This is a genomic window from Caballeronia sp. SEWSISQ10-4 2, from assembly GCF_030464885.1.
Lineage (GTDB): Bacteria > Pseudomonadota > Gammaproteobacteria > Burkholderiales > Burkholderiaceae > Caballeronia.
The window spans coordinates 13132-28687 of record NZ_JALPRJ010000092.1 but is presented as its reverse complement, the minus strand read 5'-3'; the positions used below and the strand labels follow the sequence as shown (position 1 = coordinate 28687).

At 59.1% G+C, this 15556-nt stretch carries 15 protein-coding genes and 1 pseudogene; 5 read left to right on the top strand and 11 right to left on the bottom strand.

Annotation, left to right across the window (positions count from 1 at the left end):
- Positions 1-137: 137 nt before the first annotated feature.
- The gene (locus tag M0D69_RS37440; RefSeq protein ID WP_301786849.1) at positions 138-3098 is read right to left on the bottom strand and encodes a PAS domain S-box protein; all 2961 of its coding nucleotides are present in this window, start codon (positions 3096-3098) and stop codon (positions 138-140) included.
- 387 nt (positions 3099-3485) lie between these two features.
- On the opposite strand from M0D69_RS37440, the gene M0D69_RS37435 reads away from it, so the two are divergent.
- From M0D69_RS37435 to M0D69_RS37425, 3 genes are all read left to right on the top strand, one after another.
- Positions 3486-3704, top strand: coding sequence for a hypothetical protein (locus M0D69_RS37435; protein ID WP_301786848.1), 219 nt, complete (start codon positions 3486-3488; stop codon positions 3702-3704).
- Between the two features lie 190 nt (positions 3705-3894).
- On the top strand, positions 3895-4296 hold the full coding sequence (locus tag M0D69_RS37430) for a hypothetical protein (RefSeq protein ID WP_301786847.1): 402 nt from the start codon (positions 3895-3897) through the stop codon (positions 4294-4296).
- 9 nt (positions 4297-4305) lie between these two features.
- A complete protein-coding gene (locus M0D69_RS37425; RefSeq protein WP_301786846.1) occupies positions 4306-4665 on the top strand; it encodes a hypothetical protein in 360 nt (119 codons plus the stop codon).
- Positions 4666-4739: 74 nt separating this feature from the next.
- On the opposite strand, the pseudogene M0D69_RS37420 reads toward M0D69_RS37425, so the two are convergent.
- Both M0D69_RS37420 and M0D69_RS37415 read right to left on the bottom strand, forming a co-directional pair.
- Positions 4740-5305, bottom strand: a pseudogene (locus M0D69_RS37420) (RND family transporter); the annotation flags it as partial.
- A gap of 389 nt (positions 5306-5694) precedes the next feature.
- Positions 5695-6357 carry a hypothetical protein gene (locus tag M0D69_RS37415; protein ID WP_301786845.1) on the bottom strand — a complete coding sequence of 221 codons (663 nt, stop codon included), beginning with the start codon at positions 6355-6357 and terminating at the stop codon, positions 5695-5697.
- A 490-nt stretch (positions 6358-6847) separates the two neighbouring features.
- On the opposite strand from M0D69_RS37415, the gene M0D69_RS37410 reads away from it, so the two are divergent.
- A complete protein-coding gene (locus M0D69_RS37410) occupies positions 6848-7183 on the top strand; it encodes a hypothetical protein (RefSeq protein WP_301786844.1) in 336 nt (111 codons plus the stop codon).
- 222 nt (positions 7184-7405) lie between these two features.
- Here the strand turns inward: M0D69_RS37410 and M0D69_RS37405 are convergent, their stop codons facing one another.
- From M0D69_RS37405 to M0D69_RS37390, 4 genes are all read right to left on the bottom strand, one after another.
- Positions 7406-7732 (bottom strand): NIPSNAP family protein, encoded by a 327-nt coding sequence (locus tag M0D69_RS37405; protein WP_301786843.1) that lies wholly within the window; start codon positions 7730-7732, stop codon positions 7406-7408.
- A 105-nt stretch (positions 7733-7837) separates the two neighbouring features.
- Entirely contained in the window at positions 7838-8311 is a 474-nt protein-coding gene (locus tag M0D69_RS37400; protein WP_301786842.1) for a VOC family protein, read from the bottom strand.
- Between the two features lie 95 nt (positions 8312-8406).
- On the bottom strand, positions 8407-8877 hold the full coding sequence (locus M0D69_RS37395; protein ID WP_301786841.1) for a VOC family protein: 471 nt from the start codon (positions 8875-8877) through the stop codon (positions 8407-8409).
- Positions 8878-9234: 357 nt separating this feature from the next.
- On the bottom strand, positions 9235-10368 hold the full coding sequence (locus tag M0D69_RS37390; RefSeq protein WP_301786840.1) for a Gfo/Idh/MocA family protein: 1134 nt from the start codon (positions 10366-10368) through the stop codon (positions 9235-9237).
- A gap of 211 nt (positions 10369-10579) precedes the next feature.
- Between M0D69_RS37390 and M0D69_RS37385 the strand changes: the two genes are divergently transcribed.
- A complete protein-coding gene (locus tag M0D69_RS37385) occupies positions 10580-10825 on the top strand; it encodes a hypothetical protein (protein WP_301786839.1) in 246 nt (81 codons plus the stop codon).
- A 129-nt stretch (positions 10826-10954) separates the two neighbouring features.
- Here M0D69_RS37385 and M0D69_RS37380 read toward each other — a convergent pair whose 3' ends face one another.
- The 4 genes from M0D69_RS37380 to pheS all read right to left on the bottom strand — a co-directional run bounded on the left by M0D69_RS37380 (position 10955) and on the right by pheS (position 15410).
- A complete protein-coding gene (locus M0D69_RS37380; RefSeq protein WP_301786838.1) occupies positions 10955-11344 on the bottom strand; it encodes a MerR family transcriptional regulator in 390 nt (129 codons plus the stop codon).
- Between the two features lie 87 nt (positions 11345-11431).
- Positions 11432-11842, bottom strand: coding sequence for an integration host factor subunit alpha (locus M0D69_RS37375; protein ID WP_031359001.1), 411 nt, complete (start codon positions 11840-11842; stop codon positions 11432-11434).
- Between the two features lie 47 nt (positions 11843-11889).
- Positions 11890-14322 (bottom strand): phenylalanine--tRNA ligase subunit beta, encoded by a 2433-nt coding sequence (gene pheT / locus M0D69_RS37370; protein WP_301786837.1) that lies wholly within the window; start codon positions 14320-14322, stop codon positions 11890-11892.
- A gap of 74 nt (positions 14323-14396) precedes the next feature.
- Entirely contained in the window at positions 14397-15410 is a 1014-nt protein-coding gene (gene pheS / locus M0D69_RS37365) for a phenylalanine--tRNA ligase subunit alpha (RefSeq protein ID WP_301786850.1), read from the bottom strand.
- Positions 15411-15556: the final 146 nt, after the last annotated feature.

The following is a 15556-nucleotide window of genomic DNA, read 5'->3' as shown; positions in this document are numbered from 1 at the left end:
GACGTGGCCGTCTTGCAGAAGGAATCCCGGTCCTTTAGGACCGCGAGGACGTCAAGAGGATTTCTTGCGCATTGAGCCGAATCGAACCGGGCATAGTGTCCGCCTGTCGGTAACCTGGTACATGCAAGACAGGAACGTCACTTTTCGAGGTACCGCTCCACAAGCCTAAGGATGGCCTTGGACTGATACCCCTGCGCCAGCAAATGGAGCCGGTCGGCGAAGGGGCGATAGCATTCGTCGAGTCCGGCTGCCCACTGCGCAATGTCACGCATGTTTCCCGTCCGGGCCAGGTGATGCAGGAGTTCCAGATCCTGCGGGGGCGGCGCAACCAGCGCCCCGCCCTCCTCACCCGCCACAGGAGACGTTCCTTTTGGTTCGTAAGTCAGACTGACTTTCAAGAGCTGGGCGATCTCCCGAAAGAACTTGTCCAGATCGATGGGTTTCGGGAGGAATGCGTTTACCCCGGCCGCCAGACTCTTCTCCTCGTCGCTGCTGGCCGTGCGAGCCGACATCGCAATGATCGGCACTTCCTCGAGGCCCGGTAGTTGTCGCAAGCGGCGCGTGGCTTCCAGTCCGTCCATCTCCCGCATGACGATGTCCATCAAGATCAAGTCCGGCCGTACGGTTTGGGCCTTCTCCTGCGCCTCGCGGCCGTCGACTGCCTCGACTACGTCGAAGCCGAACCTGCTCAGCATTTCGAGCGCCATCACACGATTCGCCTCTACATCATCGACCACCAGGATCTTCTTGCGCGGACCCGCGTAGCCGATCACATTCCGTTCGCGTGGCTCCACGGTCTCGATCTTGACCGGTATCTCATCCAGTTCAAACCAGAAGGTGCTGCCAACGCCGACCTGGCTCGTGACGTGGATCTCACTGCCCATCAGCCGCACAAAACTTCGGCTGATGGCCAACCCCAGGCCGGTGCCCCCGAGCCGGCGCTGCGGGTTATTCACCTGCTCGAAGGGCTGAAAGATGACCTCCCACTGGTCGGCGCTCACGCCGATCCCGGTGTCCTGCACCTCGAACCGCAGCCGGCTGGGGGGCGAAAAGCGTACCCGAAAGCTCACCTGGCCAAAGTCGGTGAACTTGACCGCGTTCGCCAGTACGTTCAAGAGGACCTGGCGCAATTTGCCCTCGTCTGCACGAATTCCACCAGGCAGGTCCAGCGCCAGGTCGCAGATAAAGTTGACGCCCTTTTGCTCCGCTGTAACGTTGATGATCTCAGCAATGTTTCGCAGGAATTGGGGCAGCGCGATGTCGGTGAGGTTGAGGTGCGCCTTGCTTGCTTCGATCTTGGCGAAATCCAGAATGTCGTTGATGAGCGTTAGCAGATGCTCGCCACTCTGCTGGATCACACTGAGGCCTTCGATCTCACGTTCGCCCAATGTTTCGTTGCGTTTCAGGATCTGGGCGTAGCCCAGAATACTGTTGAGCGGCGTGCGTAATTCGTGGCTCATGTTGGCCAGGAATTCGTTCTTCGCCCGATTGGCGGTTTCGGCAATCCGCCGTGCTTCCCGTTCCGCCTCCGCCCGCTTGCGCTCCGTAACGTCCATCGTCGTACCGATATATTCCGCGGTGTCGCCCGAGTCCGAAGCGACGGCACGGCCGACCGTCTGCAGGTGCTTGATTGCCCCGTCGGGGAGAACGATCCGGAACTCGACGTCGAAACCGCGGCGGGTCTGCCGTGCGGTCATGAGTTCAACCAGCACGCGCGACCGGTCCTCCGGATGGATGCGTTCCAGGAACAATTCGAACGTCGCGGCGGTTGTCGCGCGATCGACCTCGAAAATCCGGTAATGTTCGTCCGACCAGACGAGGTCGCCGGACGCGAGGCGCCATAGCCAGCTGCCGGTGTGGCTGATCCGTTGCCCTTCTGCGAGAAACGCCTCACTGCGGCGCAACTCGTCTTCCGCGCGCCGGCGGTCGGTCATGTCGTGCGTCACTGCAAGCACGCACGGCCGGTCGCCGACCCTCACCAGCACGGCGGAGGTCGCACCCAAGCGACGCTCACCCGTGCGCGTACGCAAGCGAAATTCGCCCGAGCAGACCATGCCGTCTTCCCTCAGGCCATCGAGCATTCGCTCGTACTTCTCACCTTCATCGACCAGATGCAGTTCGGCCGCCGTCTTGCCAAGCACCTCCGCCGGCGCATAGCCGAGAAGACGCGTAAATCCGGCGTTGATCTCGATATAGCGGCGATCAGCCAGGCCGCGCAGACTGATCGCGTCAGGCGTTGCGTGGATCATCCGCGCGTATTTTTCTTCGGACTGCCGCAATTCCTCCTGCGCACGTTTGCGCGGCGTGATGTCCTCGCAAACAACCAGGACGATCGGCGCGGCGTCGTCTCGCTGTACCGCCCTGGCGGTTTCGCGCACCCACAGCACCCTGCCATCTTTACGAACCTTGCGAAGCTCCCAGCTCATCGGCCGGCCGATCTGTTCGAGACAGTCGGCAACGTTGCGTTGAACGTTCTGCCGGTCAGTCTCATAAAAAATCTTCAGCACGGAATCGCCGACCAGTTCTTCGACGGCGTAGCCGAGTTGCTCGGCACCCAGTTTGTTCACGTGCAGAATCGTGCCGGCCGCATCGACCATGAAGTACATGATCGGATTATTGTCGAAGACCGCTCGCCATTGCGCCTCGCTTTTTCGCAATGTGGTTTCGGTGCGCTTTAGTTCGTTGTACTGCTCTCGCCATGCACTCGACGACAATTGTGTCTCGACCTTCAGGAGCAACTCCTCAACCTGCACCGGCTCGTTCAGCCAATCTGCCGCGCCAATGGCATAAGCTTCGGCCGCCGCGACGGCTTGGCTTCCATGCACGATGAATATGACTGGAATATCGGAGGTATGCGGGTTGGATTTCAGCCGGCGGCAAATGTCGAATCCGCCGGGTCGCGGCGAGCTCACGCCGAGCAAGATGAGCCGAGGCTGCTCCGAGCCAGCGCGCCGCAGCACCTCTCCCGCGTCATCAACTGCCATGACGTTGACGCCGCGTGCGCGCAGAGCCTCGATTGCCTCGACCCACTCGTCAGGGGTGTGGCCGGCGATCAGGACCGTGCTATCCGGTTGGAGGTCCCAGGGATGTTCGTTCACCGTAGTTCTGCCTCTCGTTGCATGACCATCATATGCTTGTTCCCGCAAGGCAACTCACTCCCGGAACAACGCTCTCCGGTTCTGCTTCCCATCCGGCCCGCCCCTGTCCCGCCGCGTATAAGCGCCTGAGGCCGGTGCGTTCATTTCAAGAGCCCTGTTATAGGGATTTCCTGATAGTCCAAAAGCAGCAATTCCGAGGGAAGTTTCAGCGTGTCCCGACTAAACAATCGGGCCTCTCAAGACTAGGATTGATGTATGGACGAGCCTCAGAGACAAGACTGCCGGCCGCATCGGATGCCTTGTGCGGTGTGTCAAAAATTCTCGCCGAGACACCTGCCATGAAGCACAAAGGGCCGTCCAATGGCAGGGCCTCAGGAGACATGCGAAATGAACTTCGAATGGATGGACGGCAGCGTAAAACCGCCGCGCCCCGGGGTGTATCCGGTCAAGGACGCACACGGAACCGCAGCAAGGTACTTCGCGCGATGGACTGGAACAGTCTGGAATGTCGCGTGCGCGTCCCAGGCCAGGGCCTTACTGGTCAGCGCTGAATCGAAATATCAAAACCGTCAGTGGCGCCGTTGGGCGACGGATGTGGCAGCGTGAGCGAGTGCTTTCCAAGGCGGGTCGCACAGGTTCTGGTTGGTGCAAAAATCGTGTGATGAATAACGCAAGATCGCTTTGTCGGTTTCGATTTGAGCGGCAAAGACCGGATGAATCAGTCTGTCGACAGCTTGCCGGATACGGATATCAAGGACACCGGATATTCACCGTGTGCCAGTCAAGGAACTCAACCATGAAAACGCTGTGCTTTCTCACTCATCAAGAGATTTTTGATAAAGCCGTGCGTCACCTCTTCAGCCAAAGCCCCAGCGCATACCGTGGGTACTGCGGTGGATGCCCGGTGGGCAACTTCATCGCCCCGGGCGATTACATGACAGCCATGGAAGGTGTCCCGGTTCTCTTCGTCGGTGCGGCTGCGAGCGTGGCGCCTTCTTACATGGAGGGGGCCATCAGGGCGCTCAAGCGGGCGCTGTTGCGCTCGCGGATCAACGTGTACAACCCGTCGACCGTCGAGCTGCTCAATTGTCTTCAGAACGCCCACGATGTCTCCGGCAAATGGGAATGGCGCGATCGCCTGGAATCGATTGCGTGCCAGTTTGGCCTTTGCGCCAACCTTCTCGAACATGCTGCGTGAGTCACGTCCATGCTAAGCGCCAAAGAAATTTATGAGCGCGTACGCGACCATCTCCTGACACAGCGCGCCGTCTCCGAAGACGAAAACGGATCCTGTCGGCTACGCTGCAATGACGGCCGCAAGTGCGCGATCGGGTCGCTCATTCGCGACGACCTGTATTGCCCCGATATCGAGGGCGTCGGCCTCGCATACTATCGGCATGAACACGATGGCGCGCTTCCGCGGGTGCTTTATGCGTGCGGTGTTGACGTCTACGATGAACGTATTGTCGAACTGCTGACAGAACTCGAAGAACTGCACGACAACGCGCACATCGACGAGTGGCCGCAATTGCTCGCCGCGCTAGGTCAGCGGCATGCGGTGATCTGACGGGCGAAAGTCGATTCTCTTGCACCCGGACGGCCGGTCCCCGCATCTACCCACGCACACTCACGCACCTCTACTCACGCACTTTTCGAATTCTCGGCGAGCGCAATGGCCTTGTCGGCCTGCGTGGACTTCGGCTTGAACGACACGGTGCGCAACAAGAAGTGAGACAGCGAAGAAATCAGAACCAGCGCTCCGATCATGTTTCCCAGGAACATGAAGGTCAGCAGAATGCCCATGTCTGCGTGGACCTTGATGGGCGACCACGCCCAGGTCACGCTCCCCGCAGCCAGTGTTACGCCCACCAGCGCGACAACCTTGCCGGTGAACTGGACCGCGCGGCGATAAGCCTCCGGCAGCGGCAATCCGGCGCGCTGATAGTTAAGCTGCACGGACAGCAAATGGAGCGCTCAGCCCCGATGCCGGCCCCAAGCGCGATCACGGGCAAGGTCGCTACCTTGACGCCAATGCCCAGCATGACCATCAGCGCCTCGCACAGAGTGGAGGTGATGACGAGCGGCACCAGTGCGACCACGGCCGCTCGCCAGCTACGAAACGTAATCGGGCATAGCAGGACGACCGCTGCATAGACCAGCAGCAGCATGCGCCGGTTAGCCTCCTTCACGACAAGGTTGGTCGCCGCACGGCCAAAATGCTGGGTCTCGGCAACCGCGACAAAGTGCCGGAGGTGGCGCAATTCCATGACGTGATATCACTCTGATATGGGCCGTGGCGAAAGCATATCGCTTTTACACTTTCACGACGAGCCGGCTTTTTTGTGGTCCTGCATAGGTCGTGGATAGGCCGTGCGTCCCACGCGTTCGCGCCGGGCCGGCGCCGTTTGTTAGCAGCGTTTGACTCGCGGTTTATCCGCCGTACATGGGTAACTTGGTTGAATCGCGAGCAAGTTCTGCTTAGGAAGGCGTAGAGGTGTTGGTTCGAGCCCGTGCACAGCCCTTCAAAGGCGAGGAAGTACACGAACCATGGCCCTGAGCGGCGATCCACCGTTTGGCCACGATTGGCAAGGCAGACCTATGCTGTGCCGCCGATGGGCAATGCCCTGCCCTTACTTCGCGAAGAGTACGTACTTTGAGCCACATGGGACTGAACGGGCACTCTGCCGCTGCGCGCATTTTGGCGCTGTTTCCACGCTGAATATCGGCTCAGTGCGGCGTCAAAATCAACGACGCAATTGTGGTCCTCGACTGCGCGCAATTCATTTTCTTCGCGCAGTTCCAGCGCCATCAGCCATGCGCGCCGCCCAAACTCGGCGCAATGCCCCTTGATGTTCGCGACGAACTCCACAACACTCGCGCATTCATCGTTCGAACGGATCTGCTCCTCGCTGTACGTGACGTTGGCGCCAAACGCTCGAAGGTAAGACGCTTTTCCAGCCTCAAGATCGCGCCATTGAATGTCATCGGAGAAGGCAAAAAGCGGGAGTTCTATATCGCCCAGCAGTACCTGCTGTTGTTCCAGCATGTCTTTACGTTCGGCGCGATTGATTGTCGCCTGACATCGACGGACGAAATCCTCGAGTGCCATCGCCACGGTCAATGCGGTGTGACGTTCTGCATGGATACGCTCTGCGGCATTGCGTGCCGAACTGCGCCTGCGAGCGACCGCATTACAAGCCAGGTTGACGACCGCGCTGAAGACTCCAGCACCTAGGGCTACGGGTAACCAGGGCGACATAGTGCTCTCGCTAGATTCCATCGGCACTTCATCGGCCGATCTCAATGGATGCCAATGCAGAACGAAGTGACTCCCTAGGCGTGGCATAAAGATGCCGTCCACATCTAGAGCAGTGCGTCCAATTTAATCATTTTGCTGCGATCGCTGTCACTCTATTTGTATGAATGACAGGGGCAGTGTTGTGAAGTTTTGACACTGTTGAAACCGGCGTATCTGGGCAAGGTGACGTGCCAAAGGCGCGTAATCGAATCCGCCGGACGATTGTAAGAAACGGGCAGACCTCGTGCTGCTCCGGCTGCGGGTTCATCCTCAGCGCTAAACTTGAGCTGGAGGGTGTAGCGATCGTATTCGGGCGGAACCAACCGGCTGGTTTGTCCGCCGCGCATATAGGGATCGATCCGGGCGATATTGATAGTGTTCCCCGGATCCAACGACGCGAGAGCGTCGCGACAGATCGTGTGTACACTCCACGATGCACGGAGGACGAGCCATGGGGAACAGATATGAACGCTCGCGCATGTCGCGTTCGTTCACGCACAAAGGTATCCAATACCATCCTGGAGTACTGGTGGTTCTCGCCATGCAATTGCTCTGCCTGAGTGCGTTCGCGTATGCACCGGACAGTCTCGATCACAACAAATGGCTGTCCGCGGCAATCGCATTCAGCCTGCTTTTCGGGCTGATTCTGTCGCTCGGTTTTTTCGGAACGTGGAATCAGTTCAGAGACGATGTCGGCCTGTGGACGTTCCTCAACACGAACCCGGTCGAATCTGCCGTTGCGATAGCCACGGCAGGTGAGGCCCTTGCAATTTTGTTGAACGGCTAGGCTAAGAGATGGACGCCGCCATTGTGCCCTTCACACGGATTGCACTGCATGCTGCCTGATAGATCAGCTTCTATATATAGCTATCCGAATCAATCGACATGATTTCCCCTCCCGCTCTTCAGCGCCAATCGCTTGCGCTTCCGTTCGCAAAAACGCCCGCTTATCGAATCCGACAACCGGGCGTATCACCGCATCTTTATTGTTTAAACCAAATCAAACCCATCACCGCAGAGCGGAATAAGCCGTCGGCGTCAAAAAGTGGTTTTCAATCCGCTCGACAATAGGCTGCTTCGCCTCGGTTTCAGCGCGCTTCGCGATCCATTCGGCATCGGCCTGGAATGCGTTCCATTTGGTTTCACGCTCAGCCAGGCTTTCCCATTTCAGCAGATAAGTCAGCGCATGGTTGCTCGGGCCGGCAATCGTGGTCCAGAAACCGATCTGCTCGATCCCGTATTTCTCGAAAAAGCCGAGCGTAATGTTGGCGAACCGGTCGTTCAATGCCGGCAGACGACCCGGCGCGCAGTGATAAATACGCATTTCAACGATCATTTTTTCCTCATGGACAGGGAGTGATGCAGCCGTCAAACACGCTGCGATTGGAATTCACCGTGAGTGATCGTACCGGCGTTTGGCGCGGCCCGCGCTTTAACCCTGTCAGTCGCCCCGGTAAGCCCGCTCCAGCCCCGCGATATCGAGCTTGATCATACCCATCATCGCGCGCATGACACGCGACGATTTCTCGGCGTCCGAATCCTGAAGCAATCTGCCGAGCGTCAACGGCACGATCTGCCACGACACACCGAACTTGTCCGTGATCCAGCCGCACTGCTGCGGTTTACCACCATCGCCGAGGCGGGCCCATAGGTTGTCGACTTCTTCCTGGGTCTCGCAATCGACGAACAGCGAGATGGCAGGCGTAAAGGTGAACACCGGGCCGCCGTTCAACGCCTTGAACGGCTGGCCTTCCAGTTCAAACGCGATGCCCATGACCGCGCCCTTCGCTCCCGGTCCTGCGTCGCCGGAGCGCATGACAGACACGATTCGCGAGTTGTTGAAGATGCTCGTGTAGAACTGCGCGGCTTCCTCTGCGTTGTTATCGAACCATAGAAAAGGGGAAATCTTTTGCACGGAAACTCCTGAAGGTCTGCGGGTTTGACCGGTACGGCGCCGCACGCCGACACATCGGTACGCGGCGCCGTTCTCTATCGCGCTTTGTTCAGCAATTACCTAGGCATCTCTTTCGCCATGGCTTCCTGGATCTGTTCCGGAGTCAGATCCCGGGTGTGAGTCGCGAGCGACCAGCGGTGACCGAACGGATCTTCGATCTGGCCGTAGCGGTCGCCCCAGAACATGTCGCTGACGGGCATGGTCACCTTTGCCCCGGCTGCGACGGCTTGGGCGACAGAGGCATCAACATCCTTCGTGTACAAATGCAGCGTGACGGGCGAGCCTTTCAGTGTCAGCGGGCTGCTACTGCCGCAATTCGGAAATTCTTCTGCCAGCATCAGCGTCGAATCGCCGATGGTGAGCATGGCGTGCATCACCGTGTTGTCGGGACCAGGCAAGCGCATTTGTTCGACGGCATTGAACGCTTTCTTATAGAACTCGATGGCGTCGGAGGCGCCCTTGCAAACCAGATGAGGCGTGATCGTATGCATCCCTTCCGGGATCGGTTTGACAGCTGAAGTGGACATCGCGGTGCTCCTAGATGTAACAGGTTGACCAACTGGAGAGACGGCACCAAACAGGCGCCCTCTGTCGACACGACGTGCGATCAGCCCGCAAATCGACACATCGGCGAGACTTTTTTATGCGAACCGGCGTTCGGTTACTACGGCGGGCTGGTTTATCGGCGCGAAGCTCCGGAAAATTGCAGGAGCGTATTTGAACGAGCACGGTTCGTGCCCCCATTGTCCCGCAGGGAGCCAGCTGATTTGTGACGACGTGTAATAACAAGCCGGCATCGGACATGTGTTCAGAACCGCGGCGCGGATTTGTCCCATTTCCGCGCCGCGCTTTTAAACCCGCGCCGATGTCCGGCGCGGGCGTCGCTACTCGATCCGTACCCAGCCATTCGCCTTCGACGACGCCAGCACTGCATCCACGATGCGCGCCGAGCGCCAGCCGTCGTCGAATGTCGGCAAGCCATCGCGCGTTTCTCCGCGAATCACCGCGTAAGTGTCCGCCACGAACGCCTCGAAACACTGTGCGTAACCCTGCGCATGCCCCGCCGGTAACGTGGCGAGGCGGCGCTGCTCGGCGCTTCCACGCGACGGATCGCGCACCAGCAAGCGCGTGGAGTCGCGCTCTCCTACCCACAGCCGTTCCGGATTCTCCTGATCGAATACAAGGCTCGCCTTCGCGCCATCGATTTCGAACCAAAGCCGGTTCTTGCGTCCCGCCGACACCTGGCTGACAGTCAGCGTCGTGAGCACGCCGCTTTTTGTGCGCAGCAACGCGACGGCAACATCTTCCGTACCGACCGTTTGGGTCGGCCCGCCTTTAACCGCCGCGGTGAACGATTGCACAGAACCGGCCGGACGTTCGGCGACCGTTGTCTGCAGGCTCGCCACGACCGAGTCGAAGCGCTCGCCGCTGATCCATTCCACGAGGTCGCACCAGTGCGAGCCGATGTCAGCGAACGCCCGTGACGGGCCGCCCAAGGCGGCATCGACGCGCCAGTTGGTATCGTCGGCACCCAGCAGCCAGTCCTGGAGATAACTGCCGTGCATCAGTTGCAGCGGACCCACGCTGCCGTCTTGCACACGCGCACGGGCTTCGCGGACCATCGGGTGATAGCGGTAGACGAACGGAACCGCCGCGATACGGCCCGACTTGCGCGCGGCGAGCCCGAGCGCTTCGGCATCGCGAGCACTGGTGGCCAGCGGCTTCTCGCAAATGACGTGCTTGCCGGCGTCGAGCGCGGCCATCGCGAGGGGAAAATGGCTGGCGTTGGGCGTGCACACGTGGATAACCGACACTGAAGGATCTGCAATCGCCGCTTCCGCCGATGCATAACCCCGTTCGATTCCCAGCCGTTTAGCCGCCTCCGCCGCACGGCTTTCACTCGATGACGCAATGCCGCGCAGCGTTGCGCCAGCGAGCCGTATCGCGCGCGCATGTACCTCGCCCATCATGCCCGCGCCGATGATCGCGACGCCCAATGCACCCAATGTCTCCGCCATGTTGCGCTCCGTTTTTGGTTTCTCGAAGCACGATACCCGCTGAGCGCGGGTCGGGGCAATCGGGGATTCGTGCCGCTGCAATATGTCCCTGTTTTGCCCCTGCCCCACTTGTGTACACTCATGAACCGGCCAATGAACCGGCGACTTCCAGCGCGCAGAAATATCGCCAAATTCTCCTAAAGTTTTCCCAATCGCTGCCGAAAGCCCGTCTATGGACTACGAAATCACTCCGCCCGCCGATCCGAACGATCCGACCTTTCTGAGGGCGAGAGCGTTGAGTCTGAGCGTCGGTGCCATCCGCAAGGCCCAGGGAAAAAAATGCCCCGGTGATTTTCCGGTCGGCACAATCGAATGGCATGCGGTGGTCGAGGAATTTGCAAATGATGTACTGAAAGCGATGCTTTCGGAACCGGATTTGCCGATCCTCGAAATCAAACGCGACAACGCCAGAAAATAACCGTTTCAGGCGATGCTTAAAGCAGGTAAAACCGGGCACCCGTTGCCGGCCCGATCAAAATGAAAAAAGGCGTCGCTGATTAATCGCGACGCCTTTTTGCTTGAGTTTTTGCTTGAATCCTGCCGGTTCTCATCCGCCCAGTAAATCGATCACTTGCAGAATGTCCTTGCGCAATTGATCGACATCGACCGCAACATTCACTTGAGGAACCGCACCGCTTTCCTGCATGTCCTCGATATCGCCAGACGAGCCATTCGGACGTCCATGTGAATCAAGCCGGTTACGCGCACCATTGATCGTGAAACCCTGCTCATAAAGCAATTCACGAATGCGGCGAATCAGCAGTACTTCGTGATGCTGATAATAGCGGCGATTGCCGCGCCGCTTGACAGGCCGCAGTTGCGTGAACTCCTGTTCCCAGTAGCGCAGCACATGCGGCTTGACACCGCATAGCTCGCTGACCTCACCAATTGTGAAGTAGCGTTTAGCCGGAATCGGAGGCAGGACGACTTTTTCCATCGTCAATCAACCATCGTGGTGAATGTCGCGAATGGGGCGAATGTCGCTAATAAGCGCTCGGGCAGCACATGGCAAATGCCCGTCACTTCAGCGGCCGAAACTGTTTTCAGCACCGGCTTCGACCAGCGCTTTCAACTTCTGACTCGCGTGAAACGTGACGACACGGCGCGCCGCGATGGGAATGGCTTCCCCCGTTTTTGGATTACGTCCGGGACGCTGCGGTTTGTCGCGTAGCTGAAAGTTGCCAAAGCCGGATAGCTTGACACTGTCGCCGCTTTCAAGCGCGTCGCGAATGACCTCGAAAAATGCTTCCACCATGTCTTTGGCTTCGCGCTTATTCAACCCGACATGGTCAAATAGCATCTCCGCCAATTCGGCTTTTGTCAGCGTAGGCGTTTCAGCCGTTGCCGCACCGTTCGAAGTGGGAACATCTCGGATCATGGCGCTACGTTGCGCCGAAAGAAGGGCTTCGAAATCACTCGAGTTCATTTGGTTCATATCGAAAAAATGGCGTGACGATGAAAACGGAGGGGGCCAACTGCAGGCTACCCGCGCAATCGCGCGCCATGTACTCGAGCCAAGCGTTCCACCAGCGTTTTGATGGCCGTTTCGACCGTTTCGTCCTGAAGCGTCCCGCCAGTATCTTGCAACGTTACACGGAAGGCAAGGCTTTTCTCATGCGCGTCCAACCCACCGGAAGTGCTTGATTTTGGACGAAATTCGTCGAATAAAGCAACCCTGGTGACATGCTTGCAGGCCGGCTCGGAACGGGCACTTTCCAGCTCGTCGATAAGCGCCTGCACTTCAACTTTTTGATCCACGACGATCGCGATATCGCGGCGAACCGGCGGGAATTTCGGTACGTCCGAAGGCACGGGTAACGCACGTTGCATCAATGCCTCGGCTTCGATTTCGAACAAAACCGGTGCATGCGGCAGGTCGTATTTCTGCATCCAGCGCGGATGCAGGTCGCCGATCCAGCCCACTGCCCGGCCGTCGATTTCGATCCGTGCGCTGCGTCCCGGGTGCAGTGCCGGATGTTCCGCCTTCACGAAACGCGGCACGACCGGCGCGAACAGCGCTTCCACGTCGCCTTTCACGTCGAAGAAATCGACCGGGCGGGACGGCACGCCCCACTGCTCTTCGAGCGCCGGACCGTAAGCCAGACCGCCGATCATCTTCGGCTGGTCGAAACCTTCAATAGCCAGTTCGCCCGCCTTGATCGCCGGATCGTGCAGGAACACACGGCCCGCTTCGAACACGCGAATCCGGTCCGCGCGACGGTTCAGGTTGTAGCGCAGCACGCTGATCAGGCTGCCGAACAAGGTCGTGCGCATGACCGAAAGCTGGCTTGCAATCGGATTCAGCAATTTGACAGGATTTGTGTTGCCAGCAAAATCCGCTTCCCATTCGGCATCGACGAAGCTGAAATTCACCGTCTCCGCGTAGTCCCGCGCAGTGACCGCGTGACGCAGCACGTGGATCGAGCGCTTCGTCTCATTGGTCGGCCGCATTTCGCTGGTCGCAACCGGCGGACGCGCAGGAATCTTCTCGAAGCCGTAAATGCGTGCGACTTCCTCGATCAGATCCTCTTCAATCTCGATATCGAAACGATACGGCGGCGGCGTCACGGCGAAGATATCGCCGTCGCGCGTGAACGTCAGACCGAGCCGCGTGAAAATCTGTGCGATCTCTTCCGCGCCGATCGCCACGCCGATAATCCGGTTCGCCCGCGAAACGCGCATGCTCACCGGCTCGCGTGTCGGCACGTTGAGTGTCTGGTCGTCGACAGGACCGGCGTCGCCGCCGCAAATATCGAGGATCAGTTTAGAAATACGCTCGATATGCTCGACGGTCGTCGAATAATCGACACCGCGCTCGAACCGATGCGCCGCATCGGTGGAAAAGTTGTACTTGCGCGCGCGGCCGCGGATGCTGTCCGGCCACCAGAACGCGGCTTCCAGGTAAATGTTGGTCGTGTCGAGCGAAACGGCCGTGCTGTCGCCGCCCATGATCCCGGCGAGGCTTTCGACGTGATGGTCGTCTGCGATCACACCGACGGTTTCATCCAGTTCGACGGTGTTGCCGTTCAGCAGCTTGAGCAACTCGCCCTTTTTGCCCCAGCGCACTTCGATGCCGCCGTGGATCTTGTCCAGATCGAACACATGCGTCGGCCGGCCGAGTTCGAGCATCACGTAATTCGAGATATCGACGAGGGCGGAAATGCTGCGCTGTCCCGAGCGCTCGAGACGCTCGACCATCCAATGCGGCGTTTTCGCGTGCGCGTTCACGCCGCGGATCACACGACCTGAAAAACGTCCGCACAGATCCGGCGCCAGCACCTTGACCGGCAAGATTTCATTGATCGTCACGTCCACCGGCGGCATCTCGAGCGCATGCAACGGCGCGCCCGTGATCGCGGCGGTTTCCCGCGCGACGCCGAATACCGACAAACAATCGGCCTTGTTCGGTGTGAGCTTGATCTCGAAAACGGTGTCGTCGAGGTTGAGCGTCTGGCGGATGTCCTGGCCAATCGGGGTATCGGCGGGCAGGATCAGCAAACCGCTGTGATCTTCCGACAGCTTCAATTCACGTGCCGAGCACAACATGCCCTGACTTTCCACGCCGCGCAACTTCGACAGCTTGATCGCGAACGGCACACCGCCAGTTTCGGCCGGCGGCAACTCAGCGCCGACCAGCGCGACCGGCACCTTGATGCCCGGCGACACGTTCGGCGCGCCGCACACAATGCTCAGCGTCTCGCCGGTACCGGCGTCGACCTGACACACGTTAAGCTTGTCGGCATTCGGGTGCTTCGCCACTTCCAGCACCTGCCCGACGACAATCTTCGTGGTCGGCGGCGCGACGGGCGAAAGGCCCTCCACTTCGAGACCCGCCATGGTCAGCGCGTGCGAGAGTTCGTCGGTCGAGAGCTTGGGATCGACGAAAGTTCTAAGCCAGGATTCCGGGAATTGCATGTGTGTCTAGTTCGAAATGAGTGGTGTCTGCGTCTGGACTACTGCGTCCAGACCACGGCTCGCAGCAATAAGCGTCAGGCAAATTGCTGCAGGAAACGCAGATCGTTTTCGAAGAAAAGGCGCAGATCCTGCACGCCGTAGCGCAGCATCGTCAGGCGTTCGAGGCCACTGCCGAATGCAAAACCGATATACCGTTCCGGGTCGAGTCCCATGTTGCGGATCACGTTCGGATGAACTTGCCCGGAGCCCGAAATTTCGAGCCATTTACCGGCGTTCTTGCCCTGCTCGAACATCATGTCGATTTCGGCGGACGGCTCGGTAAACGGAAAATACGACGGCCGGAAGCGCACGAGAATGTCATCGCGCTCGAAAAATTTCTTCAGGAAGTCGGAGTACACGCCCTTCAGGTCGGCAAAGCTGATGTTCTCGTCGATCCACAAACCTTCGACCTGATTGAACATGGGTGAATGCGTGGCGTCGCTGTCCACCCGATACGTCCGGCCCGGCACGATCACCTTGATCGGCGGCTTGTTCATGCGTGCGTAGCGCACTTGCATCGGGCTGGTGTGCGTGCGCAGCAGCAGTTGCCGGCCGTCCGCATCCTTGCCATCGATATAAAACGTGTCCTGCATCGAGCGCGCCGGATGATTTTCCGGGCTGTTCAGTGCAGTGAAGTTGTACCAGTCCGTTTCGATCTCGGGGCCATCGGCCACATCGAAACCGATCGTACTGAAAATCTGTTCCACGCGTTCCCACGTGCGCATGACCGGATGCAGGCTGCCAGCGCCAAGACCGCGGCCAGGCAAGGTGACATCGATCGATTCCGATGCCAGCCGCTGATTCAGCAACACATCCGCCAGCGCCTGACGGCGCGCGTTCAGTGCCGCTTCCACCTGTTGCTTGACCGCGTTGATGCGTGCGCCTTCGGTCTTGCGCGCTTCCGGGTCGAGTTTGCCCAAGCCTTTTAGCAGATCCGTGAGCACCCCGGACTTGCCAAGAAAGCGGGCCTTTTCGTTTTCGAGCGTAGCCGCGTCGGCGGCGTGTTCGAAGGCATTTCGCGCGTCGGCGACAATCTGGTCCAGATCCATTGATCCCATCATTTCAGCGTCAAAGTTCTTCTGATCGTTTCCGGGCCGATGTTTGCGCAACCGGTGCATCGTTGCGTTTCAACCCGGCTTCACCAACAAAAACGGGGCTCGACAAGAGCCCCGTTTACGGTCGTTGCGCTGTCCAG